Here is a 24,338-nt window from a genome sequence, read left to right on the forward strand (position 1 = left end):
GACGGAGCGCGACAGCCCGGGATCAGGGGCGAAGGGTGCTTGCAACGCGGAAGGTCCGGCGTCGGTCGAGCGAATCAGAAATCGCGCTGGATGCGGAAGCGGACCTGCGAGACCGAGTCCTGCGTCGCGGTGCGCGGCAGGACGGTGCCGGCGTTGATCTGGGCGACGTTGGCGTAGGCGGTCGGGCTCTTGTCGAGGTCGATCGCCCGGCCGCTCTTGAGGCCGATCTGGGTGTAGTAGCCCTCCACGCCGATATCGAGATCCTTCACCGGGGACCAGATCAGGCTCGCGCCGGCGACGAACTGGTAAGTGTCGCGCAGGGCTTGGCTGAGCTGATAGAACCGGGTGCCCGGGGCACCGACGGCGCTGGTACCGAAGGGGTTGCCGCCACCGATTGTGCTCACGACGTTGAAGGCTGTCCCCTGGGCCAAGCGCGCGCTCCGGGAGAAGCTCTGCTCACCGTAGGAGCCGAAGACGGCCGAGCGCCACTCTGGCGACCAGTAGTGCAGGTGCGACGCCACCGCGGTGAAGCTCTGCGAGGTCTGCAACTGGCCGGTGAACGGATTGATCGTCGCGTCCGAGAAATACTGGGCGAACGTCTGGCCCTGGATCGTCGCCGGGCTCTGGCCGGCCGAACCGCTGAACGCCGAATAGCCCGTGTAGAATTGCGCGCCGTCGGCATAGGCGCCCTGCAGATAAAGCGCGTCGCCCGGCGCGACGAACGACGTGTTGATCTTCAGGCCGCCCTGGACCGCCCAGGCCTGAACGCTGTTGGTGCGCGCGACGCCGACATTCGCACCGGCACCGAGCGCGATGGTGCCGACGTTCAGCTCATGCGTCGCGGCCGAGAGCTGAGCCGAGCCCCAGGCCCGGTCGAGACGCAGGACGCCGACGACATCGGGCAGGCGCTCCCGCTGGATGCTGTCCAGGTTGGCGAAGCCGGTCGGAGCGCCCCGGGCATAGGCGACGAAGACGGGGCTGACCGGGGCAGAGCCGCCCGAGGGCGCGAAGATCGGCGTGCGGCGGAAGACCGGGTCTTCGACCGAAAGCGTGGCTGACAGTCCGTTGCCGAAGGTCGTCGTGTAGGCCAGCAAGTTGGTCGAGCCGACATCCGAGCCAGCCGTGGCGGCGGTGATCTCGAAATCGTGGGCGTAGAAGTCGAAGAACGAGGAGGCGCGACCGGCGGTCAGACCGGCGAACTGGATGAACGCCTTGTCGACACTCATGACCTGCTGCAGGCGCCCGACCTGATCGACGCCGGTGCCGATATAGGCGAGGCCGATGCGCTCCAGGGTACCGGAGCGCCCGACCCCGGCCGCACCGGTGCGGCTGCCTGCGTCGAGGCGCACGAAGGCGCGCAAGGTGCCGTAGGCGGTCTGGGTGCGGGCATCGAGATTGAAGCGCAATAAGCCCCGAAAGCCCGATGTATCGCCGCCGTTTGTACCGGCTTGGCGGGTGTTGCTCGTGATGTAGCCGCCCTCGAATCGGGCACGGCCAGAGACGCGCAGGCAGGTGTCGGTGCCGGGAATGACGAAAAAGCCGGCGCCGTAGGCGGAGCAGACGCGGACATACGCGATCGGGATGGCTTTCCCGTTCGGAAGGTCGGCAGCGTGGGTGACCCCAACGGCCATAAGGGCGGCAGCAGGCCCGATGAAGGCGCGTTTCAACAAGATCATCGCCATGCCCACATCAGTTGAGCTGAAACTTCGGGTGTTTCGCGTTTTTATTTGGCATGTAAAAGATTTTATATAGTAGTTGTCCATGCCGACAAATTTCAATCGCCATCATTCGTTCATAATAGTGTCGAACAAATTCTAGGATCTCAATACTTGATACCATATATCAAAATGGTCGTCATATATTTTGCATCAAATCTACGATAATTTACGTGGATACTGCGATCCTATCGCGACAAATTATTGAGATCAAAACACAAAACGACGATATAATCCACTTCGAGATTTCTATAACTACCTTCCTCTAGTCGATCGGCAATGACTGATACAGATGGCACGGCCGCTGCCTGCTGCACGCCGCGCATCCGGCCGTTCGTCTGTCCCTGGCGGCTCAGCCGCGCGTGAAGCGCACGGGCCGACATCCCTGCACGCGGCGTGCGCGTATGTCGGCCTTGGCGAATCACGATAGCCGCGGGCCGCGTCGGGCCAGCCTTGCTGAAGACGCAGACGCGTGCGGGCTTGGACATCGCGTGGAACACGCGCTGTCCCAAGGTCGAGCCGTGCCTCGGTGAAACCCAACGCGGCCTGACGTCGAGACCACGAGCTCCTGCGGGCCCCCCGCGGCGCGACGAACCCGAAAAAAGACCCGGCGCGGGGCCGGGCCTTGGAAGTCGAAAGGCACGAGGACGGGCGCCGGGACCGAAGCCCCGGCGCCGATGTTGCGGATCAGAAGTCGCGCTGGACGCGGAAACGGACCTGCGAGATCGAGTCCTGCGTCGCGGTGCGCGGCACGAAGGTGCCGTTGTTGATCTGGGCGATCGCGTTGTACGCGCCCGGGTTCTTGTCGGCGTCGATCACCCGGCCGCTCTTCAGGCCGATCTGAGTGTAAAAACCCTCGACGCCGATATCGAGGTCCTTCACCGGGGACCAGATCAGGCTCGCACCGGCGACAAACTGGTAGTTGTCGCGCAAGGCTTGGCTGAGCTGGTAGAACCGGGTGCCCGGCACGCCGACGGCGTTGGGCCCGGAGATGAGGCTCGATCCTGCAACGCCGTAGACGGCGCCCTGAGCAAGACGGGCGCCACGGCCGAAGCTCTGCTCACCGTAGGAGCCGAAGAAGGCCGAGCGCCATTCCGGCGACCAGTAGTGCAGGTACGATGCCACCGTGGTGAAGCTCTGCGAGGTCTGCAGCTGGCCCGTGATCGGGTTGATCGTCGCGTCCGAGAAGAACTGGCTGAACTTCTGGCCCTGGATCGTAGACGGGTTCTGCGCATAGGAGCCGCTGAACGCCGAGTAGCCGGTGTAGAGCTGCGCGCCCTCGCCATAAGCGCCCTGCAGGTACAGAGCATCGCCCGGCGCGACGAACGGCGTGTTCACCTTCAGGCCACCCTGAACCGCCCAGCCCTGGACGCTGTTGGTGTGTGCCAGGTTGACGTTTGCGCCAGCCGGCACGGCCGTCTGGATATTGCCGACGTTCAGCTCATGCGTGGCTGCCGAGATCTGGGCCGAGCCCCAGGCCTGGTCGAGGCGCAGGGCACCGACGAAGTCGGGCAGACGCTCACGCTGGACGGTGTCGATGGTGTTGACGAGGATCGGAGCGCCTCGGTTGTAGGCGACAACGACGGGAGCGACCGGGGAATTATTCACCGAATACGGCGCGAAGATCGGCGTGCGGCGGAAGACCGGGTCTTCCACCGACAGGGTCGCGGATAGACCATTGCCGAAGGTCGCGGTGTAGGCGAACAGATTGGTGGAGGCGTTGTCCGAGCCCAGCGTATTGCCGGTGATCTCGAAATCGTGGGCGTAGAAGTCGAAGAACGACGAGGCGCGACCGGCTGTTAGGCCAGCGAACTGGATGAACGCCTTGTCGACGTTCACCTGCTGGATATCACGTCCGTTGCTGTCGACACCGGTGCCGGCGAAGGCTTGGCCGATCCGCACTTGAGTGCCGGAGGTGCCAATGCCGGAATAGCCGGTGCGGGCGCCTGCATCGAGGCGCACGAACGCGCGCAGGGTGCCGTAGGCCGTCTGGGTGCGGGCATCCATGTTGATGCGCAGGCGGCCCTGGTAGCCCGACGTGTCACCGCCGTTGCTACCGGCCTGGCGCGAGTTACTCGCCATGTAGCCGCCCTCGAACCGGGCGCGGCCCGAGATGCGCAGGCAGGTATCGGTGCCCGGGATGTAGAAGAAGCCGGCCCCGAAGGCGGAGCAGACCCGGACGTATTCGATCGGCGCGGCCTTCTTGACCGGCAGATCGGCGGCGTGGGCTGCGCCGGCAGCCGCAAAGGCAGCGGCTGAGCCGAGCAGCGCGCTCTTCAAGAGCTTCATAGATATCTCCAAAACTTCGAGACCCGACAACAACAACAATCCCGGATCAACCGGTCATCTCAGCGTCTATTTTTGTTTTCATCTGCAATCTTTGCTGCAGATTTTAGAGATATCTCGCGTGAGAGATGCCTCTATGCCGGCCCATATCGCGGATCAGCTCAGAAACTAGCAAGATCGATTCCGAAGACGGACAGTGATTGCTTTATGTTGTTGCAAACCCGCAACGTTTAAAAGCTTTTAAAATACCGCTGCGCGATTATTTGTTCAAAAAACATTGGCCTAGATGGATATTTTCCGCGACTATTCGCCAACTAAAATCATTCCGTGAAAACAAATACGTCTTTTGCTTCAACGGCTCGCTTGATCACCTTCTGGCGGCGTACCGTTGCGCGGATTGGCAACGCAAAACCCTCCTGGGCGTCCGTGAAGCCGGCAATGTTCAAGACCACATCGCTCGGATGCAGCGATCACCAAGGCCGGCCGCCGGTGCGCCTGAGCGGAAGTTGATTCGGAGGGATGGGAGAATCGCGTCTGGCGCCGCGCGCGGTCGGGCGGCCGCATCAGCATGCTCGAGCGATGGTCGCGGACGCGGATCCGCGCGATGTGGCGGATGCCGATCCCGCCGCGTGCCAGCCGATGCCCGGATAAGACGACCGATGGAGCCAGCTTGCGAACGCGCCGCGGTAGAGCCGCCAGCGTCACGCCGCTGTAACTGCCGGACTCAGGGCCCGATGCGCCTCGCCGACGCCATGGCCGGATGGATCGCGGCATGGCTTCGGAAGCCGGCCGGGGCGATGGGCTGCAAGGAAGGCGGAGAGGCGGGCCGCGGCAACCTATCCGCCGAGGCGGAGCGGTCCGACCCGTGTCGGGATGCGCGCGAGGCCGCGCGACCGTTCCGCGAGACGGCACCTCGCCGGAGATGGCACGTCGGTCAAACCCGAGCAGAGCTTGGACCGACGTCCGGTCTGCCAACGATTTGGGGCGCAGGCAGCGGGCATGGCGTGGGACCCGGTGACCGATCCCGCGCACCCACCCTTCAACGCGGGTGCGCAACGAAAAAGGCCCAGCCGGAGGGCTGGGCCTTGAGATCCATGATGCACGAGGGGCGGCGCCGGGATCGTATCCCCGACGCCGCCTTTGCCGCTTAGAAGTCGCGCTGGACGCGCATGCGGAACGAGGACACCGAGTCCTGGGTCGCGGTGCGCGGCACGAAGGTGCCGGCATTGATGCCTGCCACGTTCGCGTAGGCGGTCGGGCTCTTGTCCTTGTCGATCACGCGACCGTTCTTGACGCCGATCTGGGTGTAGAAACCTTCGACACCGATATCAAGGTCCTTGACCGGCGACCAGATCAAGCTCGCACCGGCGACGATCTGGTAGGTATCGCGAAGCGCTTCGCTGAGGTTGTAGAAGGTCGTGCCGGGAGTGCCGACAGCGTTGGCGCCGAAGGCGTTCGTTCCGCCGGGATTAGCCAGATTGAAGACGGCACCCTGAGATGCACGAGCCCGCTGCGAGAAGTCCATCTCGCCGTAGCTGGCGAAGACGGCCGACCGCCATTCCGGCGTCCAGTAGTGCAGGTACGAGCCGACAACGCTGAAGCTCTGCGACCGCTCGATCTGACCCGTGAACGGATTGACGGTCGCGTCATTGAAGAACTGGTTGAACTTCTGACCCTGGATCGTCGCGGCGTTCTGCGAGTAGGAGCCGCTGAACGAGGAGTAGCCGGTGTAGAGCTGCGCGCCGCTGCCGTAAGCGCCCTGCAGGTAGAGAGCATCGCCCGGGGCGATGAACGGCGTGTTGATCTTGATGCCGCCCTGCACCGCATAACCGTAGGAGTTATTGGCGTGAGGAATGCTGATATTGGAGCCAGTTCCGGTGCCGGCGCCGTTGGCGACGTTGCCCACATTCAACTCGTGCACAGCGGCCGAGACCTGAGCCGAACCCCAGGCCTGGTCGAGGCGCAGGGCACCGACGAAGTCGGGGAGACGTTCGCGCTGGATCACGTCGACGAAGCTGTAACGGGTCGGCGTGGCGCCCGTGTATCCGATGAAGACCGGCGCCGGCGAGTTCGACTGAGCGAAGACGGCGATGGCGGCGTTGTTCGTGATACCCGTGGGGTTATTCGACGGCGAGTAGATCGGGCTGCGGCGGAAGACCGGGTCTTCGATCGACAGGGTCGCTGACAGGCCGTTGCCCATGGTCGCCGTGTAGGCGAGCAGGTTGGTGGAGGCGATATCCGAACCCGCGGTGGCGCCGGCGAACTCGAAATCGTGGGCGTAGAAGTCGAAGAACGACGAGGCGCGACCGGCGGTCAGCCCGGCGAACTGGATGAACGCCTTGTCGACGTTCGAGAATTGCTGGTCACGACCGAAGCTGTCGATGCCGAGGCCGGGATAGGCCTGGCCGATACGCTGCTGGGTGCCGGAGGTGCCGACGCCGGAATAGCCGGTGCGGGCGCCGGCATCGAGGCGCACGAAGGCGCGCAGGGTGCCGTAGGCGGTCTGGGTGCGGGCGTCGAGGTTGATGCGCAGGCGGCCCTGGAAGCCCGACGTGTCACCGACGTTCGTGCCGTTCTGGCGCGAGTAGCTGGTCATGTAGCCGCCCTCGAACCGGGCGCGACCGGAGAGACGCAGGCAGGTATCGGTGCCGGGGATGTAGAAGAAGCCGGCGCCGTAGGCGCCGCAGACCCGGACGTACTCGATCGGGACCGCCTTCTTGACCGGCAGGTCGGCGGCGTGGGCGGCTCCGATCGCGACGAACGCGGTGGCGGAACCGAGCAGAGAGCTCTTCAAGAGCTTCATAGACATCTCCAAAGCTTCGAGACCCAATGATGCGGACATGCCCGGTTCTCCGGATCTTGCCGCACGTCTTGTAGGTTTGGCCTGCGTCTTAGGTGGCAGGCTCCTGCGGGCTCTCGCTTGGCGATGCCCCCGTGCACGATCACCATGTGCGAACGGGTTTCGGCGGGCAATCAGAATTCGGCTCGGATAAATTGGTTCCTGTGTGATGTTGCCGCCCGGCAACAATATCAGAACGCTTTAGCCGGCAACAGCTTGCGAGATGTAATGATATGCTTTCGAGAGTGGCACGGGTGCTGCAGAACCGGGCACGGTCGGTGCCGCCCCGACCGGCGGGACGGGTCGGGGCGGTTCGAACGTGCGGGGTCAACGGGGATCAGGAACACCGTGTCGCCCCGGCGTCGAATACGACATCTCGAGACGACGCTCCCGACGCTCGCTTACATGGGCGGCGTCAGGCCGTTCTTGCCGACAGCGACGCGGCGGGCCGTGACCTTGCCGTCGTCCCCGCGCGCCACGACCACGAACGCCTTGGCGCCAGCGGAGATGGCCCCCGCATCCGCGGGCTCGAAGGTGACCACCGGGGCCTGCGGCGGCACCAGCACTTGGATCGACTGCCCCTTGCCGTAATCGACCGTGAGGGTGCGCTCGGCGCCAGTCCCGCTCGCCTTGACGGTGCCGTTGGTCATCGCGCTCTTCACCCGGGGGGCGTCCGGGGCGGTCGCGGGTGCGGCGGCCTTCACGGTGCCGTTGGTCATGGCGCTCTTCACCGCCGAGCCGCCGGTGTGATCGGGGATCACGTCCCAGTCGTAATGGCCCTCACCTGTGCCGCGCATCGATTCGGGGAACAGCACGACTTCCAGGGCCACCGGGGGCTCGCCCTTGGTGGCGGTACCGATGAACACGCCGTCCTTGATCTGATCGAGCTGAGCCGGGACGACCCAGGACACCTTGGCGTCCGGCGCCAGGGTCACGCGCTCGCTCTTGCCGTCCAGGGTCTTGAGGGTGAAGCCGCCGCCCTCGACGGCCTCGATCGTGCCGCGGAGGCGCTCGGGTGGTGAGGCCGCCACTGCGGCGGTGCCGAGGGTCAGCAGGCTCGCCAGGGCGAGTGTCGGAAGTCGTGCCATGCGGGAATCCTTTCGCCGCCGGAACGCGGGCGGCGCGCATGACCTGGGGCTGAGCGCAGCCGTGTCAGCCCCGGCAGCCCCGTGACATCAAGACCCCTGCGAATGGATGTAACCGCCGCTCAGGCGGGAATCGCCAGAAGGGCGAGGCCCGCCGCAACAACGCAAGCGCCGAGCGCCGGCGCGGCCCGGGTCGCGCCGAGCCGCGCGGCGGCGACGCCGAGGCCGATTCCGGCCATGTGCAGGAGCGCGGTCGCCGCCAGAAAGCCGGCCCCGAAGGACAAGCCGGAGGCCGTCTCCGGCATCTCGGCGCCATGGGCGTACCCGTGGAACACGGCAAACACCCCCACCAGACTGGCGAGCAGCGCCACCGGCGCCCGCAGGCCGACGATCGCGGCGAGACCGAACACCACGATGGAGAGCGCGATCCCGGTTTCGGCATAGGGCAGCGCCACGCCCACCATGCCGAGGCCGGCGCCGACACTCATCAGAGCCAGGAACGACAGGGGCAGCGCCCAGAGCGCCCGACCACCACGCAGGGCAGCCAGCAGGCCGACCGCGACCATGGCCAGCACGTGGTCCGCCCCCATCAGCGGATGCAGGAAGCCCGCCTCCGCACCGAGGGCGGCGCCATGGCCGGGATGGGCCCAAGCCGCCTGCGGCAGCAGCGCGAGCGCGGCGGGAAGGGCAGTCAGGGGAGCGGCGAGCAGGCGCTTCATCGGTGATCCTTCAAGGTCTGTCTCCGATGTAGCGCCGATCCCTCGGCTCTGCGAGGGGCGCCACCGCGATCGCCAGAGTTCAGAGCGTCATCGTCGCGTGGACCGCGTCCGGCTCCAGAGGCTCAAGGAAGGCGGCGCCGATGCCGTGCTCGAAATGGCGGGCGACCCGGGCCGCCCGGCTGCCGATCGTAATGATCTCGCCGAGTTCCAGAGCCCGGTCGACCAGCAGCCCGATGCCGGAGGCCGAGACGTTGAGGACATGCCCCGGGAAGGACAATCCGGATTCCAGGGTGATCGCGACGGTCTTCTGCGCCGGCACGATGCGGCGGTGGCCGCGGAGCGGCTCCGGACGGACGTTCTGCGCGCGTGCCAGCGTCACGAATTGCCGGGCCAGCCCGTTGAGCGTCGCACGACCGCCGCGGACCGAGACGACGAACTCCTGCCCGATGACCTGCGTGATCCGTACGTCCAACTGCCCGATGTAGCGGATGCTGCAGGTCAGATCCTCGCCCACCGCCAGCCGGGCCGCGGATCGGAGCCGGATGCCCTCCGCGGTGACGTCGGCCGTGACGGCGTAGAAGTCCTGCCGGCGGGGGTTCCAGCAGAAAGCCGGCAGCACGACGACGTGTCGTGGGCCCACCGCGCCCGTCATCGCCGTATCATCGGGGTTCGATCCATCCGCCGGCTTCTGCGATGGGGAACCCTGCCAAGGTCTTCCGAACTTTCCTACAAATGATCCTTTTCTAGGACGCCATTCGACCGAGAGACCGGCCATGCACCGGAAACCGTCCCTCCGACACCGCAGCGTCCCGCAACCCGGCGGAACTCCGGCCTCCGGTATGCGTAACGGTCTCGCCTTCGGGCGCCCTGCGCGGGAGGAGCCGAAGCTTGGAGGTGATCCACAAAGACCCGCCGATGCGCGAGGAGATCGCCGCGGGATTCTACCCGGCCTTCGAGGATGGCTGGCGCCGGGCCGAGATCGCCGGCCGCTTCGGGATGCTGGCTTTCGTGGCGCTCTGTGCGCTGGGCCTCCTCGGGCATGGGCCGTTCAGCGAGCGCACGCGCACCAACGCGGATGATTCGATCACCATCCGGTACGAGCCCGTGGTCCGGTTCGGCGCCCCGACGATCCTGCGGCTCGATACCCGCGTGCCCCCGGGGGGCGACAAGGTTGCGGTGACCATCGCCAAGAACCTCGTCGACCTGTTCGGTCTGGAGAGCATCACACCCCGGCCCGAGACCTGGCAGGTCGCCGGCGCGAACATCCGGCTCGTCTTCCCGGTGCTACAGGGCGAGACCCGCGCGCTGATCCGCTTCACCGGATCGCCGAGTTTCCGGGGCGGCGTCGACCTCACCGCCCGGCTCGATGCCGGCGAGACCCTGTCCTGGTCGCAATACGCGGTGCCTTGAGCATGAACACCGTCGTCAAGGCCGCGGCAGCCTACCTGATCGTGCTGTTCGTGATCCGGCTGATCGGACGGCGCACCGCGAGCCAGCAGGCGCCGATCGACATGGTCGTGCTGTTCCTGTTCGGCGGCCTGAGCGTGAGCGCCGTCCTGGGCGATGACCATTCCTTCACCGGGGCGATGAGCGCGCTGCTCACGGTCGGGCTGATGCACGTGGCCGTGTCGTGGCTGAAGCTGCGCTTCGTCTGGTTCGAGCGGATCGTCGACGGGACGCCGATCGTGGTCTATCGCGACGGCGTCTGGGACGAGGCACGCATGCGCCAACTGCGCATGCAGCAGGCCGATATCCGCACCGCCGCCCGCCAGCAGGGCCTGGATGACCTCGACAAGGTCGCGGTCGGGATCGTCGAACGGGATGGGAAAGTCTCGATCATCGAGAAGGCGTAGGCCGTCGCACCACGGCCTCAGCCACGACCGGCGTCGTCAAGGCGCCGGATATCGGCTTCAACCATGAGCCGGCACAGTTCCTCCAAGGCGGTGGCGGGCCGCCAGCCGAGCAGAGCTTCCGCCTTGCCGTAATCGCCGATCAGGGCATCGACTTCCGCGGGGCGGAAGAACGCGGGATCGACTTCGACCACCCGACGGCCGGTCCGCCGGTCCACGGCGAACTCGTCCACCCCGGCGGATGCCCACTCGAGCGCGATCCCGGCGGCGGCAAACGACAGCGTCACGAAATCGCGCACCGAGGTCGACCGGTTCGTGGCCAGCACGAAGGTATCCGGCCGTTCCGCCTGCAGGATCAGCCGCATGCCCTCGACATAGTCCTTTGCGTACCCCCAATCGCGCAAAGCGTTCAGGTTCCCCAATCGCAGCACGTCCTGTGCGCCGCGGACGATGCGAGCAGCCGCGTGCGTGATCTTGCGGGTCACAAACTCGGTCCCCCGCAGGGGCGATTCGTGATTGAACAGGATCCCGGACGCGGCGAACAGGCCGTAAGACTCCCGATAGTTGACCGTCATCCAGTGCGCGAACAGCTTCGAGACCCCGTAGGGACTGCGGGGATAGAACGGTGTCGTCTCATTCTGGGGAACGGCCTGAACCAGGCCGAACATCTCGGCGGAGGACGCTTGATAATAACGCGTCGCCCCCTTCCGGGCACGGATCGCCTCAAGGAACGTCAGCGGGCCGAGCCCGGTGATCTGGGCCGTCGTGAACGGCTGGTCGAACGACACCTGAACATGCGTCTGTGCAGCGAGATTATAGATCTCGTCCGGTGCCGATCGGTCCAACAGCCGCAGCGTCGATCCGAAATCGGTCATGTCGTGCTGGACGAGGATCAGACCAGGATCGTCGAGGATCCCCAGTTCGCGGATGCGCCAGAAGTTCTCCGAGCTGGACCGCCTGTAGGTCGCGTAGACCTTGTACCCGCGCCGCAGCAGATTGTTCGCAAGATAGGCGCCGTCTTGCCCAGTGACGCCGGTGATGAGTGCCGTCTTCATGCTGACGCATCCTCGCGGCTCAGGTGACGTTGATGCTCCGCCCACCGGTCACCGACGTATCGGGCGAACCGTTCGCGGAACACGGCCGTCGAGAAGGTCTCCGCGTGCGCGCGGATCGCTTGGCGGTCGAACATGTCCGAAACCGCCTCGAACCGGGACACGGCGTCGATGATCGCCGCCGTCGTCTGCTCGTGGAAATGCAGCCCGGTGACGCCGTCGACGACCGTTTCCCGGGCGCCGCCGCGGCCGAACGCGATGACCGGCGCACCGCAGGCCTGCGCCTCCAGAGGTGCGATTCCAAAATCCTCCTCGGATGCGAAGATGAAAGCTTTGCACCGGCGCAGATGGTCGAGCAGCACTGCGTTGGGCTGGAATCCGAGAATGTCGATATTCGGTGTCGCGATAGATTTTGCGTATCGATATTTGGGCCCGTCCCCGATCACGACGAGCCGCTTGTCTGGCATTTTCGTGAAGGCTTCGACGATGAGATGCATCTGCTTGTACGGGACCATTCGCGACGCGGTCACATAGAAATCTTCCCGCGGTCCGTTTCCTGGGGTGTAATGATCAGTATCGACATTGGGATAAATGACGTCCGATTCCCGACGGTACGTTTTACGAATACGCCCAGAGATGTATTTCGAGCAGGCTACAAAGTGATCGACACCATTCGATGTTCGCTGGTCCCAGATTCTTATTTTATGGAGGAAGTAGCGGGCCAAGGCGCGCCGGACCGGACCGAACCCTGAACCGTCGAGGTATTGCTGCTGCAGATCCCAGGCGTAGCGCATCGGCGTATAGCAATAACAGACGTGCAGCTGGCGCTGCGTGGTGATGACCCCCTTCGCCACGGCATGGCAATTCGAGATGATCAGATCGTATTTCGACAGATCATGCTGCTCGATTGCCAGCGGCATCATCGGCAACATGTAGGTGTAATATTTTCTTGAGAGCGGCACCTTTTGGAGAAAGGACGGCGTGATCGATCGACCGTTGAAATGCCCTCTATCTTTATCGGACAGGAAATTGATCAGACAGAAAATGTCTGCCTCGGGGAAGATTGCCGCCATTTCTGCCAGAACTTTGTCCGATCCGGCGTAGGTCGTGAGCCATTCATGCACCAACGCGACTTTCATTAGAACTCCGGCGAGTCACGACTTTTCATAAATTGATCTATCACACTATCTCCAGAACATCTCTCTAAAAGACCCTTTGTCTCTCAAGCAAAATTGATACCGCTTCGATCGTCTCGCGGACAGGGTTGAAACCCGCTCCGATCCGACCGCCACGGGCCGGCGGGAGCCAGAACCGACGCCGCCCGCAGGGGCACGATCGCCGCGTCAGCTGCGCTGCGCGCACCCGTCCGCCGAACTCATGGGCGCAACCAGAGCCGCGATCTTGGTTTTCCGGCCTGGCACGAGACTTTCACCGCGGCATCGGCCCATCCTGAGGTAAGATCCCCCGGTATAGGTCGTGTCGGCCTGTTCGCGGGCCATCGAAGGAAGCAGGATTTCCCGTGAGAGACTTCTCCGCACCCGGCCGCTCCCCGGTCTACGCCGCCAACGCCGCCGTCGCGACCTCGCACCCGCTCGCGACCCTGACGGCCATCGAGGTCCTGCGCATGGGCGGCAATGCCGTCGATGCCGGCATCGCCGCGGTGGCGGTCCAATGTGTGGTCGACCCGTTGATGACCGGCATCGGCGGCGATTGCTTTTCGCTCTACGCGCCGGTGGGCGCCTCGGCGCCGAACGCGCTGGACGGCTCCGGCCGGGCGCCGGCGGCCGCGACCCCTGAATGGTACGCCGCGCATGGCGCCGCCATCACACCGACCTCGCCGCACGCGGTCACGGTTCCGGGGGCGGTGGGAGCCTGGGACCTGCTGGTGCGCCAGCACGGCACCCGTCCCTTAAGCGAGCTGCTCCAGCCGGCGATCGGCTATGCCGAGGACGGCTTCGTGATCCAGCAGCGCGTCGGCTGGGACTGGCAGCGCTGCATTCCCCGGGTCGCGGGCGATCCCCACGCCGCCGCGACCTACCTGCCCGGGGGCGCGGCCCCGGCGATCGGCAACGTCTTCCGCTTGCCGAGGCTTGCGGCGACCCTCCGGCGCATCGCCGAGGAGGGCCCGCGGGGCTTCTATGAGGGGCCGGTGGCCGCCGACATGGTCCGGCGCCTCAACGAGCTCGGCGGCCTGCACACCATGGACGATTTCGCCGCCGCGCGTCCGGACATGGTCACACCGGTCTCGACCCGCTACCGCGGCTACGACGTCTACGAGTGCCCGCCCGCCGGCCAGGGCCTCGCCGCCCTGATGATGCTGAACGTGCTCTCGCATTATGACGTGGGCGCCCTGTCGGATCTCGACCGGCTCCACCTGTTCGCCGAGACCTGCAAGCAGGCCTATCACCACCGGGACGTGCTGTTCGGGGACGCCGCCCTCGCCCGGGTACCGGTGGAGCACCTGCTGTCGGATGCCTGGAAGGCTGCCGCCCATGGGGCGATCGATATGGGTCGGGCGCGACCGCCGGAGATCTATCCCGAGATCGCCCGGGAAATCGCGCAGGAGCGGGCCCACAAGGATACGGTCTACCTCTGCGTCGTCGACCGGGACGGCAATGCGCTGTCGCTGATCAACTCGGTGTTCCAGGGTTTCGGCTCGGGGATCCTGGCGCCGGAGAGCGGCGTGCTGCTGCACAATCGCGGCCTGTCCTTCCGCACGGAGGCCGGACACCCGAACAGCATCGGGCCGGGCAAGCGGCCGATGCACACGATCATCCCGGGCATGCTGATGAAGGACGGCCAGGCGGTCGCGCCGTTCGGCGTGATGGGCGGCCATTACCAGGCCATGGGCCATGTCGAGCTGCTGTCGGGTATCCTCGACCGGGGCCTCGATGTGCAGGCGGCCCTCGATGCCCCCCGCAGCTTCGCCTATGGCGACAGCCTGGAGCTGGAGGGCGGTATCTCCGACGCCGCGATGGCGGGCCTGATCGAACGCGGCCACTCGGCGATCCGGGCCCCCCTGCCCCTCGGCGGCGGACAGATCATCTGGATCGACCGGACGGCCGGAACGCTGGCCGCGGGATCGGACCCGCGCAAGGATGGGGCGGCTTTGGGGTATTGAGGGGCAGGAGCCAGACTTGAAAGCTACCGGACCAAAGTTGTCCGGAGGCAGCGCAGGTCCCCTCTCCCGCACGGACTACGAAACTCACACATCGCTGCCGGATGTGGGCCAAGGCCAACCCCAAGCGCGTCTCCCCTCCCCCCTCTGCGGGGGAGGGTGGGCCTCGCGTCAGCGAGGGTCGGGAGAGGGGAACCCGGTTTCAGGACAGGGCGCCGACCGGCATGACGGGCAAAGCTTAACCCTGCACCGTCGCTCCCCTCTCCCGACCCCCTTTCGGGGGCCACCCTCCCCCGCAGAGGGGGGAGGGAAGCGCGCGCGGATGCGGCAGCCGCCTCGACTGAGAAAAACTCAGTCGAGGTCCTCGACCTCTTCGGCACCGCCATAGACCCGCTGAGCCAGCGAGGCTTCCATGAACGGATCGAGAGCGCCGTCGAGCACCGCATCCGGGTCGGTGGATTGGGAACCGGTGCGCAGGTCCTTCACCAGCTGATACGGCTGGAGCACGTAAGACCGGATCTGGTGGCCCCAGCCGATATCGGTCTTGGCCGCGGCCTCGGCGCTAGCCTTCTCCTCGCGCTTCTTCAGCTCAGCCTCGTAGAGCCGGGCGCGCAGCATGTTCCACGCCGTGGCGCGGTTCTTGTGCTGGGAGCGCTCCTGCTGGCACGCCACCACGATCCCGGTCGGGTTGTGGGTGATGCGCACCGCCGAATCGGTGGTGTTGACGTGCTGGCCGCCGGCGCCGGACGAGCGGTAGGTGTCGATCCGGCAATCGGATTCCTTGATCTCGATCTCAATCCGGTCGTCGATCACCGGATAGACCCAGACGCTGGCGAAGCTGGTGTGCCGCCGGGCGCTGGAATCGTAGGGCGAGATCCGCACCAGCCGGTGCACGCCGGACTCGGTCTTGAGCCAGCCATAGGCGTTGTGGCCCTTGATCAGGAGCGTCGCGCCCTTGATCCCGGCCTCTTCGCCGTCCGACCACTCGACGATGTCGACCTTGTACTTCCGGCGCTCGGCCCAGCGGGCATACATGCGCTGGAGCATGTTCGCCCAGTCCTGGCTCTCGGTGCCGCCGGCACCGGCATGGACTTCGAGGTAGGTGTCGAAGCCGTCGGCCTCGCCGGACAGCAGGGTCTCGACCTGGCGGCTTGCCGCTTCCTTTTCGACGGCCAGGATCGCGGCCTCGCCCTCGCGGATCGAGGACTCGTCGCCCTCCATCTCGCCGAGCTCGATCAGCGTCGCGCCGTCCTCGAGGTCGCGTTCCAGCTTGCGGATGGAGGTGACGGCCTCGTCGAGCTGCTGGCGCTCGCGCATGACCTTCTGCGCGGCGTCGGCGTCGTTCCACAGGTCGGGGTTCTCGGAGGCTGCGTTCAGCTCCGCGAGGCGTTTATCGACAGTATCCCAGTCAAAGATGCCTCCTCAGCAGTCCTATAGACTGCTTGGCGGCATCCGAGGCTTGCTCGATCTCGGCGCGCATTTGGTTTTTCGGGACTTCGGGTGATGGGTCGGGCCGGGGTGATACCGTCCGAGCGACGCCCTGTAAACGGCGGTCGGACGCGTCCGCCTCCAGCGTATGCGGCGCCCGACCGCAGGGCGGCGCGCGAGCCGTCCTACGGTCGGCGCGTTGTCCGGCACGGATCACGGCGGAATGCGGAGACGGTCAGGTATGGCAGACGACGATCACGCGGCGACGTGGAGCGACTTCAACGAGGCCGTCAACATGACGCCGGCCGCCCTGCGCAAGCACCTCGACGGTGCGGCGAGCCAGGAGGTCGGCCAGAAGAAGGACGGCGCGGAGTCGACCGGCCACGCGATGGGCCGGCGCATTCTTGCGATCAAGGACACGAAGAAGGCGGACCTGACCGACGACGACTACGCCGCCATGCGCAAGGTCGTGGGCTACGTCCACCGCCATCTCAAGCAGGGCGGCGACGCCCGGAAGGACCCCGACTCACCCTGGCGGTTGTCGCTGATGAACTGGGGCCACGATCCACACAAGGATTGAGGCCCCGGGCTCGGCTAAGCGCCCCTCACGACACGCTCGATCACCGGGCGTCCCCCCTCTGCACAAGACAGCGCAGAGGGCGTTTTGTGAGTGGCGCTCAGTACCGCGGGGGCACGATGTAGGAGGGGGCGATCACGAATTCCTTCGGGCGCCGCTGCGCTCCGAAGCGCCCTTCGGTGATCTGATCGTTGTAATAATCGAAGCCGCTATAGCCGAAGCCGCCGCCGTTCATCACCTGGGCTACGGGGACTGGTGGGACGGCGAGATCGGGGCGGCCGGGCGGCACGATCACCTGGCAGCAGCCCTCGGCCTGAAGGACCGTCGGTCCGTTGGGGGCGGTGAACACGTAGGCGCGCGGCTGGGGGATCCCCGGCGGGAAGGCCGGCTCGGCGGCGGCGCCCTGGGCGATGAGGCCGAGCAATCCGGCGGCGATCAGGGTCCTGGTGCTCACGCAATGCTCCGTCACGGGGCCGGCGGGGCCGGCATCAGGCCTAAACTCTAGCTTATCCCGGGCGGCCTGTCCGGCATTTGCGGGCCGACCGGTTACCGGAACCCGGAATGCCGGTTCAGCCGCGGGCGCGGAGGACCACCTGCGGGCTCACCGGCACCGGCCGGCAATCCGAGATGAAGGCATTGAGCGGCAACGGCTTCGAGTCGCAGGCATAGACATCCGTCGGGCCCGGGGCCGGCACCGGGTCACGCGCGATGATCGGGTTCGGCGCGCAGGCCGAGGCCGTAGCGGCCAGCAGCAGGGCGACGATGAGGTTCAGGCGGCGCATGCAACTCTCGGACGCGGGAGGACCCCGGGTTCGACCCTGCGCATGGCGGCCCGCTGTGACAAGCGCCGGCGGGGGACGGCGACGCCTTTGACGGCGCCTGTCGCCCGCCGGCAACAATCGGATCGGCCCGGCCTCAGACGGCCTCGGCCAGCGGCACGACGTTGTGCAGGGTCTTGTCGCCGCCGTCGAAGAACCGGCGGATGTTGCGCGCGGCCTGCCGGATCCGCTGCTCGTTCTCGACCAGGGCGATGCGGACGTATTCGTCGCCGAACTCACCGAAGCCGATGCCGGGCGCCACGGCCACGTCGGACTTCTCGAGAAGCAGCTTCGAGAATTCGAGGCTGCCCATCTCCCGGTAGCGCTCGGGGATCGGCACCCAGGCGAACATCGAGGCCGCCGGAGCCGGGATGGTCCAGCCGGCCTTGCCGAAGGATTCCACCAGCGCGTCGCGCCGCTTGCGGTAGGTCGCCCGCATCTCGTCGATGCAATCGTCCGGGCCGTTCAGGGCCGCGGTGGCGGCGACCTGGATCGGCGTGAAGGCGCCGTAATCGAGATACGACTTCACCCGGGAGAGCGCCGCCAGCAGCCGCTCGTTGCCCACCGCGAAGCCCATGCGCCAGCCGGCCATGGAGTAGGTCTTCGACAGGGAGGTGAACTCCACCGTGCAGTCGATCGCGCCCGGGACCTGGAGGACCGAGGGCGGCGGCTTGCCGTCGAAATAGACCTCCGCGTAGGCGAGGTCCGAGAGCAGGATCAGCTCGTGCTGCTTCGCGAAGGCGACGAGGTCCCGGTAGAAGTCGAGATCGGCCACATACGCGGTCGGATTCGACGGGTAGCAGACCACCAGGGCGACCGGCTTCGGGATCGAGTGGCGCATGGCCCGCTCGAGGGCCGGGAACATCGCCGGGGTCGGCTCGGCCGGGACCGAGCGGATCACGCCGCCGGCCATCAGGAAGCCGAAGGCGTGGATCGGGTAGCTCGGGTTCGGCACCAGCACCACGTCGCCCGGGGCGGTGATCGCCTGGGCCATGTTGGCGAAGCCTTCCTTCGAGCCCAGCGTCGCCACCACCTGGGTGTCGGGGTTGAGGCTCACGCCGAAGCGGCGCTGGTAGTAGCCGGCCTGGGCCTTGCGCAGCCCGGCGATGCCCTTGGAGGCGGAGTAGCGGTCGGTCCGCGGGCGCCCGGCCGTCTCGCACAGCTTGGCGATGACGTGCTTGGGGGCGTCGAGGTCCGGGTTGCCCATGCCGAGGTCGATGATATCGGCGCCCTGAGCTCGGGCCGTGGCCTTGATCCGGTTGACCTGCTCGAACACGTAGGGCGGCAGGCGCTTGATGCGGTGGAAATCGGTCATCGGCGTGTCCATCGGCGCGTCCCGAATCTGGCGTCTCTCGTTCATGGCGGGCGCGCGAACGAATCGCTCTATCAGAGTTGCGCGCCGCCGCCGACCCTCAAAAAACCGGTCCGGATCGGGCGCGCTATTGCGCCGCCGCAGGGGCCGGCTTGATCGTGGCCGCCGCCCCCCGGCCGGCACTCTCGGCAGCGCGGCCGCGGGACTCGTTGCGGCCGCGGGCGCCTTCGAGCTCGGCCTCCAGCGCCTTCTGGCCCTCGGCCGACTTGGCCCGGACGGCACGCTTGGGCGCGTCGACGCCCACCGGCATGAAGGCCGCCGGCTCCTTGCTGCGCGACTCGGTCACGAAATCCGGCGCGGCCACGACCCGGGGGCCGTAGCCTGCATCGGTGGCAAGCGTCCGCACGGCGTCCCCGGAGCAGGCGCCGAGCGGCGCCGCCAGCAGGGTCAGGATCGCCAGAGCGGGCCGACCGGTGGGCCCAGCGAGGGTGGGGAAAACGCGGCGCATGAGTACAAAGGTACAAAGGTATGAGAAGAACGCGCGGATGTTTCGACGACAGCCGCGTCCGGGCTGGTGCAACCACTCGCTCGCTCCCTAATTTGTCGGAAACGAGGCTCACTGCCAGTCGAGCCGAAACATCACACAGGGAGGCATGCGTGACGAGCCCGCGGACGCAGGCGCCGAACCAGGCTGCCGCTCGGACTTCCCTGCCCAGTGACGCGATGCCGGACGGCATCACACCGCCGTTGCCGGATATCGAGGCCCTGTCGCGCAACGCGGGGCAGTTCGTGGAAGCGCTGGGGCGCAGCGCCGCCCGCCTGCTCACACCCGAGGCCCAGGTCAATGGTCCCACCGGAGAGATCAACGAAGCGGTCAAGACGCTGGGCCAGGTCGCCGAGGCGTGGATGTCGGATCCGAATCGGAGCGCCGAGGCTCAGGCCAAGCTGTCCCAGGCGTTCCTGACGCTCTGGGGCACGACCTATCTGCGCCTCCAGGGCCAGCCGGCTGACCCCGTGGCGGTCCCGGAGCCCCGGGATGGGCGCTTCAGCGACGCCGAATGGTCGACCAATCCCTATTTCGACTTCCTCAAGCAGGGCTACCTGATCGCGACCCGCTGGGCCGAGGGCCTGGTCGACGAGGCCCAGGGCATCGACGAGCACACCCGTCACAAGGCGCAATTCTATCTGCGCCAGCTGACCAGCATGCTGTCGCCGTCGAACTTCCTGCCGACCAACCCGGAATTGATCCGCCACACTCTGAAGGAGAGCGGCGCCAACCTCGTGCGCGGCCTCAAGATGTACGAGGAGGATCTGGAGGCCGGCGGCGGCCAACTGCGGGTCCGACAGACCGATACGAGCGGGTTCGAGGTCGGGCGCAACATCGCCGTGACCCCCGGCGAGGTGGTGTTCCGCAACGACCTGATCGAGCTGATCCAGTACGCGCCGTCCACCGAGACGGTGTTGCGGCGCCCGTTCCTGATGGTGCCCCCCTGGATCAACAAGTTCTACATCCTGGATCTCAATCCCCAGAAGAGCTTCCTGAAGTGGATGGTCGATCAGGGCCTCACGGTGTTCTGCATCTCCTGGGTGAACCCGGATGCGCGCCACGCCGACAAGGACTTCGAATCCTACATGCGCGAGGGCATCGAGGCCGCGATCGATGCGATCGGGGTCGCCACGGGCGAGACCGAGGTCCATGCGGCGGGCTATTGCGTGGGCGGCACCCTGCTCTCCGTCACGCTGGCCATGCAGGCGGCCACGGGCAACCGGCGGATCAAGAGCGCGACCCTGCTGACCACCCAGGTCGATTTCACCCATGCCGGCGACCTAAAGGTCTTCGCCGACGAGGAGCAGATCCGCCAGGTCGAGGCGCGCATGGCCGAGCGCGGCTACCTGGAGGGCACCCGCATGGCCAACGCGTTCAACATGCTGCGGCCGGACGACATGATCTGGTCCTACGTCGTCAACAACTACATCAAGGGCAAGCCGCCCTCGGCATTCGACCTTCTGTACTGGAATTCCGACGCCACCCGGATGCCGGCGGCGAACCATTCGTTCTACCTGCGCAATTGCTATCTCGAGAACAGCCTGGCCCAGGGCCGGATGGTGCTCGGCAACGTCCGGCTCGACCTGAAGAAGGTTCAGGTACCGATCTTCAATCTCGCCACCCGGGAGGACCACATCGCGCCGGCGATCTCGGTGTTCGAGGGCTCGAAGACCTTCGGCGGCAAGGTCGATTACGTGCTGGCCGGCTCCGGCCACATCGCCGGGGTGGTCAACCCGCCCTACAAGCCGAAATACGGCTACTGGACCGGCGGCCCGGTCAAAGGCGAGTTGAAGGACTGGATCGCCGCCGCGGCCGAGACCAAGGGCTCGTGGTGGCCCTACTGGTTCCAGTGGATCGAGGCGCAGGCCCCCGAGCGAGTCCCGGCCCGAAAGCCCGGCGGCGACGCGCTGCCATCGCTCGGCCCGGCTCCGGGGACGTATGTGCGGATGCGCGCCTGATTGGATCGCGTCGGGCTCGCGGCTTGCGGCTGACGAAGCGGGTTTCGAGCCCGTTACACGGCGGCCTACGCGTTTGATCGAAGGTGCGAGCCGTGATCCCCTCGCCCCGCTTGCGGGGAGAGGGCCGCGACGATCTCGTCGTCGTCGCGGCGAGGCGGCAGCCAAGGGTGAGGGGGCGGTTCAGAACGCGCGCCTCACCCTGAGCCGCCCCCTCACCGCCGCTCCGGCTTCGCCTCCGCTTCCCGCATCGACGACAAGGTCAGTGCGGGCCTCTCCCCGCGTGCGGGGAGAGGGAACCCGCGTTGCATCCCGTGATGTCTGAACACCGCCCCTTGGGAGCGGTGAACAGCCGCCCCTCAATACTTCCGCACCAGCGGCGCCGGGGCGGCCGGGGGCGGGGCACCGAACACGTAGCGGAAGCCCACCGAGACGATGTCGGCGCTCGAATCGACCACACCCGCGAACGCGATGTTGCTGACGTTGTAGTCGCGCCCGATCCCCGCGAGCACGCGGGAGCGGTCGAGAAAGAAGTGAGAATAGGCCAGGTTGAGGGTCAGGCGCTCGTTCCAGCGGTAGCTCGCACCGACGGACGCGATGTAGCGGTTACCGTCAGGCAGGCGCACCGAGCGGTTGCGGAAATCGATCGGCGAGGATTCGTAGGCGAAGCCGGTCCGCAGGGTCAGGTTGGGCGCGGCATCGTATTCGGCGCCGATCGCGTACGTGTAGCCGTCCTTGTAGTTCAGCGGCAGGTTGTTGACCGGCAGGCCGAGGCGGTTCGACACGATCCCGATCGTCCCGAGGCGCGACCACTGATCCCACTCGAAGCCGAGATCGAACCGGGCGACCGGGGAGATCGCCTGGACCAGGCCGACACTGAGCTTATCCGGGGTGTTGAGCTTGGCGCGGACCTGCCCGGCCAGCGGCGCCAGGGCCACCAGCGGCACGCCGATCGACCCGTCGATGTCGTGGTGCACCGACGAGCGGTAGCCGATGCCGATCACGGTCCCGTCGCGGGGCGTCAGTGTGGCACCCGCCGTGAAGCCGACGCCCCAGGATTCGCCCTTCAGGAACGAGCTCGGATACAGGGTCGGCGAGATCCCGGGGATCGGCAGGGCCTGCCGCAAGGTCAGCCGGAAATACTCGATGTTCGGGCCGGCGGCGAGCGACAGCCATTCGTTGACCTTGAACCCGATCACCGGGTTGAACGCCAGGGTGAAGATACGGGACGAGCGCCCGTAGACCTCGCCGGCCCAGACCTGGTTCGGCTTGGTCACGAGGCCGAAGGGCGCCCCGGTGGAGAGGCCGAGCCACAGGCGGTCGTTGAGTTGGTAGGAGGTCGCCCCCGCGGGCACCACGGCGCCCTGCCCGATATCGCCGGAATTGCCCAGGTTCGCGAAGCCGGGATTGGTGCCGGGCGCAGTCCGGATTTCGGAGGAGAGGCCGATATAGGTGAGGTTCTGCTCCGCGACGAAGCCGGGGTTCATCGTGATGGTCGCGGGATTCCAGAACATCGACGAGACGCCGCCGGAGCCGGCGGCCACACCCGCGAAGGACAGGCCCTGGGCCTGCGTGCTCTGTTCCCGGATGCCGAACGCTCCGGCCCTGGCGTCCCCGGCGCCGAAGGCCGCCACAGAAGCTGCGAGCGCCATCGCGCGCATTGTCCCGCTCATCGACTCCCCCCGAACCGGCTGGTTTGCCCGCGCCCTGATTCGACCTTGCGTACCGGTCCGGCGCCGTTGCCAGCATGGTGCCGACTTCCACCGGTCGACCGCAACGATGTTTTCTATTCCAAGTGGCGCGGCTCCCATTGATCTATCGTCAATCTTGATGGATCTATATTTTGTGTGATCGCGCGGAAATCTGATCTTCCGAAGAACAGATCGCTATTTTCCATCCAGTTTGAGTAATGAACAATAAATCCGTCAGCAGCTGAATAGGCACTTTTTTGCCATGCTGTTGCCGAGTTGCGACACCCCGCCAGCGCGGCCGATCCCTGGATGCGCTTGCACCGGCGACGATGCACGGCCATGGTCCCGGCGCCCGGCGTAGACCGGTACCAGGGAAGGATGAGGAGTCGCGGCGATGAAGCTCTTCCGGCACGGCCCGAGCGGCGTCGAGAAGCCCGGTCTCGTGGATGCGCAGGGGGGCTTGCGTGATCTGTCGAGCATCGTGCGCGACATTGCCGGCCCGGCTCTGGCGCCCGAATCCCTGGCTCGGCTGCGCGCCCTTGATCCGGAGACGTTGCCGAAGCTGCCGCCGGACGTGCGACTCGGCCCCTGCGTCGGCGGCACCCGCAACGTCATCGCCATCGGTCTCAACTTCGCCGACCACGCCGCCGAGACCGGCTCACCGATCCCGAGCGAGCCGATCATCTTCAACAAGGCACCATCCAGCCTGTGCGGGCCGAACGACACGGTGATCATCCCCAAGGGTTCGGCCAAGACCGACTGGGAGGTCGAGCTCGCCGTGGTGATCGGCCGCCGCGCCAGCTACGTCCACGCCAACGAGGCGCTGAGCTATGTGGCCGGTGCCTGCATCTGCAATGACGTCTCCGAGCGCGAGTGGCAGATGGACCGGGGGCCGACCTGGACCAAGGGCAAGAGCGCGCCGACCTTCGGGCCCCTGGGCCCCTGGCTGGTGACGCTGGACGAGATCCCCGACCTCAAGAACCTCGCCATGAGCCTCGACGTGAACGGCGAGCGCCGCCAGACCGGCTCGACCGCGACCATGATTTTCGACGTGCCGCAGCTCGTCGCCTACGCCTCGCACTTCATGCTGCTGGAGCCCGGAGACGTGATCACCACCGGCACCCCGCCCGGGGTCGGCCTGGGCATGAAGCCGCCGCGCTATTTGAAGGCCGGCGACGAGATGGTCCTGCGCATCGAGCACCTGGGTGAGCAGCGCCAGCCGGTGATCGCCTTTGACGACTGGACCGCCAAGGTCTCGGCCGGCGAGTCGACGCACTGAGCCGCGGCGGCGCCGCCGCACCGGATGACGGCGGCCCGCAGGGCGCTTGATTTTGGCTACCGATCCC

General features: G+C 66.5%; 20 protein-coding genes. 6 read left to right on the plus strand and 14 right to left on the minus strand.

What is annotated here, in order from left to right; all coding sequences use genetic code 11:
* Positions 1-74 precede the first annotated feature (74 nt).
* The 6 genes from AO398_RS20230 to AO398_RS20255 all read right to left on the minus strand — a co-directional run bounded on the left by AO398_RS20230 (position 75) and on the right by AO398_RS20255 (position 9,296).
* Entirely contained in the window at positions 75-1,676 is a 1,602-nt protein-coding gene (locus tag AO398_RS20230; RefSeq protein WP_058194110.1) for a porin, read from the minus strand.
* A 726-nt stretch (positions 1,677-2,402) separates the two neighbouring features.
* Positions 2,403-4,004, minus strand: a complete 1,602-nt coding sequence (locus AO398_RS20235; RefSeq protein WP_058193986.1) for a porin — start codon at positions 4,002-4,004, stop codon at positions 2,403-2,405.
* Positions 4,005-5,148: 1,144 nt separating this feature from the next.
* Complete coding sequence (locus AO398_RS20240) at positions 5,149-6,804, minus strand: porin (RefSeq protein WP_058193987.1); 1,656 nt, start codon at positions 6,802-6,804, stop codon at positions 5,149-5,151.
* Between the two features lie 437 nt (positions 6,805-7,241).
* Positions 7,242-7,928 (minus strand): hypothetical protein, encoded by a 687-nt coding sequence (locus AO398_RS20245; RefSeq protein ID WP_058193988.1) that lies wholly within the window; start codon positions 7,926-7,928, stop codon positions 7,242-7,244.
* A gap of 119 nt (positions 7,929-8,047) precedes the next feature.
* Positions 8,048-8,644 carry a HupE/UreJ family protein gene (locus AO398_RS20250; RefSeq protein WP_058193989.1) on the minus strand — a complete coding sequence of 199 codons (597 nt, stop codon included), beginning with the start codon at positions 8,642-8,644 and terminating at the stop codon, positions 8,048-8,050.
* A 79-nt stretch (positions 8,645-8,723) separates the two neighbouring features.
* Positions 8,724-9,296, minus strand: coding sequence for a PilZ domain-containing protein (locus AO398_RS20255; protein WP_058193990.1), 573 nt, complete (start codon positions 9,294-9,296; stop codon positions 8,724-8,726).
* Between the two features lie 236 nt (positions 9,297-9,532).
* Here AO398_RS20255 and AO398_RS20260 point away from each other — a divergent pair, with 236 nt between their 5' ends.
* Positions 9,533-10,054, plus strand: coding sequence for a hypothetical protein (locus tag AO398_RS20260; protein ID WP_058193991.1), 522 nt, complete (start codon positions 9,533-9,535; stop codon positions 10,052-10,054).
* A gap of 2 nt (positions 10,055-10,056) precedes the next feature.
* Entirely contained in the window at positions 10,057-10,497 is a 441-nt protein-coding gene (locus AO398_RS20265) for a YetF domain-containing protein (RefSeq protein ID WP_058193992.1), read from the plus strand.
* Between the two features lie 17 nt (positions 10,498-10,514).
* On the opposite strand, the gene gmd is transcribed toward AO398_RS20265, so the two are convergent.
* Together gmd and AO398_RS20275 are read right to left on the minus strand one after the other, a co-directional pair.
* A complete protein-coding gene (gene gmd, locus AO398_RS20270) occupies positions 10,515-11,594 on the minus strand; it encodes a GDP-mannose 4,6-dehydratase (protein ID WP_244498831.1) in 1,080 nt (359 codons plus the stop codon).
* Positions 11,546-12,685: a glycosyltransferase family 4 protein gene (locus AO398_RS20275; RefSeq protein WP_058193994.1), complete on the minus strand. Its 1,140-nt coding sequence runs from the start codon at positions 12,683-12,685 to the stop codon at positions 11,546-11,548. Before AO398_RS20275 ends, gmd begins: the two co-directional genes overlap by 49 nt.
* 380 nt (positions 12,686-13,065) lie before the next feature.
* On the opposite strand from AO398_RS20275, the gene AO398_RS20280 reads away from it, so the two are divergent.
* Positions 13,066-14,667, plus strand: a complete 1,602-nt coding sequence (locus AO398_RS20280) for a gamma-glutamyltransferase family protein (RefSeq protein WP_058193995.1) — start codon at positions 13,066-13,068, stop codon at positions 14,665-14,667.
* Positions 14,668-15,015: 348 nt separating this feature from the next.
* Here AO398_RS20280 and prfB read toward each other — a convergent pair.
* A protein-coding gene (gene prfB, locus AO398_RS20285; protein ID WP_152997580.1) for a peptide chain release factor 2 occupies positions 15,016-16,144 on the minus strand; the annotation gives its coding sequence in 2 pieces (ribosomal slippage) (positions 15,016-16,074 and positions 16,076-16,144; 1,128 coding nt in all).
* A gap of 189 nt (positions 16,145-16,333) precedes the next feature.
* Here prfB and AO398_RS20290 point away from each other — a divergent pair.
* On the plus strand, positions 16,334-16,672 hold the full coding sequence (locus AO398_RS20290; RefSeq protein WP_058193997.1) for a DUF3140 domain-containing protein: 339 nt from the start codon (positions 16,334-16,336) through the stop codon (positions 16,670-16,672).
* Between the two features lie 97 nt (positions 16,673-16,769).
* On the opposite strand, the gene AO398_RS20295 is transcribed toward AO398_RS20290, so the two are convergent.
* From AO398_RS20295 to AO398_RS20310, 4 genes are all read right to left on the minus strand, one after another.
* Positions 16,770-17,123, minus strand: coding sequence for a hypothetical protein (locus tag AO398_RS20295; RefSeq protein WP_058193998.1), 354 nt, complete (start codon positions 17,121-17,123; stop codon positions 16,770-16,772).
* Between the two features lie 115 nt (positions 17,124-17,238).
* Complete coding sequence (locus AO398_RS20300; RefSeq protein WP_058193999.1) at positions 17,239-17,451, minus strand: hypothetical protein; 213 nt, start codon at positions 17,449-17,451, stop codon at positions 17,239-17,241.
* Between the two features lie 133 nt (positions 17,452-17,584).
* Positions 17,585-18,802, minus strand: a complete 1,218-nt coding sequence (locus AO398_RS20305; protein ID WP_058194111.1) for an LL-diaminopimelate aminotransferase — start codon at positions 18,800-18,802, stop codon at positions 17,585-17,587.
* 124 nt (positions 18,803-18,926) lie between these two features.
* Entirely contained in the window at positions 18,927-19,307 is a 381-nt protein-coding gene (locus AO398_RS20310; RefSeq protein WP_058194000.1) for a hypothetical protein, read from the minus strand.
* 215 nt (positions 19,308-19,522) lie between these two features.
* On the opposite strand from AO398_RS20310, the gene phaC reads away from it, so the two are divergent.
* Complete coding sequence (gene phaC, locus AO398_RS20315; protein WP_058194001.1) at positions 19,523-21,304, plus strand: class I poly(R)-hydroxyalkanoic acid synthase; 1,782 nt, start codon at positions 19,523-19,525, stop codon at positions 21,302-21,304.
* Between the two features lie 356 nt (positions 21,305-21,660).
* On the opposite strand, the gene AO398_RS20320 is transcribed toward phaC, so the two are convergent.
* Positions 21,661-22,953 (minus strand): OmpP1/FadL family transporter, encoded by a 1,293-nt coding sequence (locus tag AO398_RS20320; protein WP_244498832.1) that lies wholly within the window; start codon positions 22,951-22,953, stop codon positions 21,661-21,663.
* Positions 22,954-23,386: 433 nt separating this feature from the next.
* On the opposite strand from AO398_RS20320, the gene AO398_RS20325 reads away from it, so the two are divergent.
* A complete protein-coding gene (locus AO398_RS20325) occupies positions 23,387-24,271 on the plus strand; it encodes a fumarylacetoacetate hydrolase family protein (protein ID WP_058194003.1) in 885 nt (294 codons plus the stop codon).
* Positions 24,272-24,338 lie beyond the last annotated feature (67 nt).

Origin of the sequence: Methylobacterium sp. GXS13, from assembly GCF_001455965.1 — a bacterium.
Classification (GTDB): domain Bacteria; phylum Pseudomonadota; class Alphaproteobacteria; order Rhizobiales; family Beijerinckiaceae; genus Methylobacterium.

Coding starts and splice junctions, on each gene's coding strand:
- AO398_RS20230 (WP_058194110.1), bottom strand. CDS start 1,676: ATGATCTTGTTGAAACGCGCCTTCATCGGGCCTGCTGCCGCCCTTATG.
- AO398_RS20235 (WP_058193986.1), bottom strand. CDS start 4,004: ATGAAGCTCTTGAAGAGCGCGCTGCTCGGCTCAGCCGCTGCCTTTGCG.
- AO398_RS20240 (WP_058193987.1), bottom strand. CDS start 6,804: ATGAAGCTCTTGAAGAGCTCTCTGCTCGGTTCCGCCACCGCGTTCGTC.
- AO398_RS20245 (WP_058193988.1), bottom strand. CDS start 7,928: ATGGCACGACTTCCGACACTCGCCCTGGCGAGCCTGCTGACCCTCGGC.
- AO398_RS20250 (WP_058193989.1), bottom strand. CDS start 8,644: ATGAAGCGCCTGCTCGCCGCTCCCCTGACTGCCCTTCCCGCCGCGCTC.
- AO398_RS20255 (WP_058193990.1), bottom strand. CDS start 9,296: ATGACGGGCGCGGTGGGCCCACGACACGTCGTCGTGCTGCCGGCTTTC.
- AO398_RS20265 (WP_058193992.1), top strand. CDS start 10,057: ATGAACACCGTCGTCAAGGCCGCGGCAGCCTACCTGATCGTGCTGTTC.
- AO398_RS20275 (WP_058193994.1), bottom strand. CDS start 12,685: ATGAAAGTCGCGTTGGTGCATGAATGGCTCACGACCTACGCCGGATCG.
- AO398_RS20290 (WP_058193997.1), top strand. CDS start 16,334: ATGGCAGACGACGATCACGCGGCGACGTGGAGCGACTTCAACGAGGCC.
- AO398_RS20300 (WP_058193999.1), bottom strand. CDS start 17,451: ATGCGCCGCCTGAACCTCATCGTCGCCCTGCTGCTGGCCGCTACGGCC.
- AO398_RS20305 (WP_058194111.1), bottom strand. CDS start 18,802: ATGACCGATTTCCACCGCATCAAGCGCCTGCCGCCCTACGTGTTCGAG.
- AO398_RS20310 (WP_058194000.1), bottom strand. CDS start 19,307: ATGCGCCGCGTTTTCCCCACCCTCGCTGGGCCCACCGGTCGGCCCGCT.
- phaC (WP_058194001.1), top strand. CDS start 19,523: ATGCCGGACGGCATCACACCGCCGTTGCCGGATATCGAGGCCCTGTCG.
- AO398_RS20320 (WP_244498832.1), bottom strand. CDS start 22,953: ATGGCGCTCGCAGCTTCTGTGGCGGCCTTCGGCGCCGGGGACGCCAGG.
- AO398_RS20325 (WP_058194003.1), top strand. CDS start 23,387: ATGAAGCTCTTCCGGCACGGCCCGAGCGGCGTCGAGAAGCCCGGTCTC.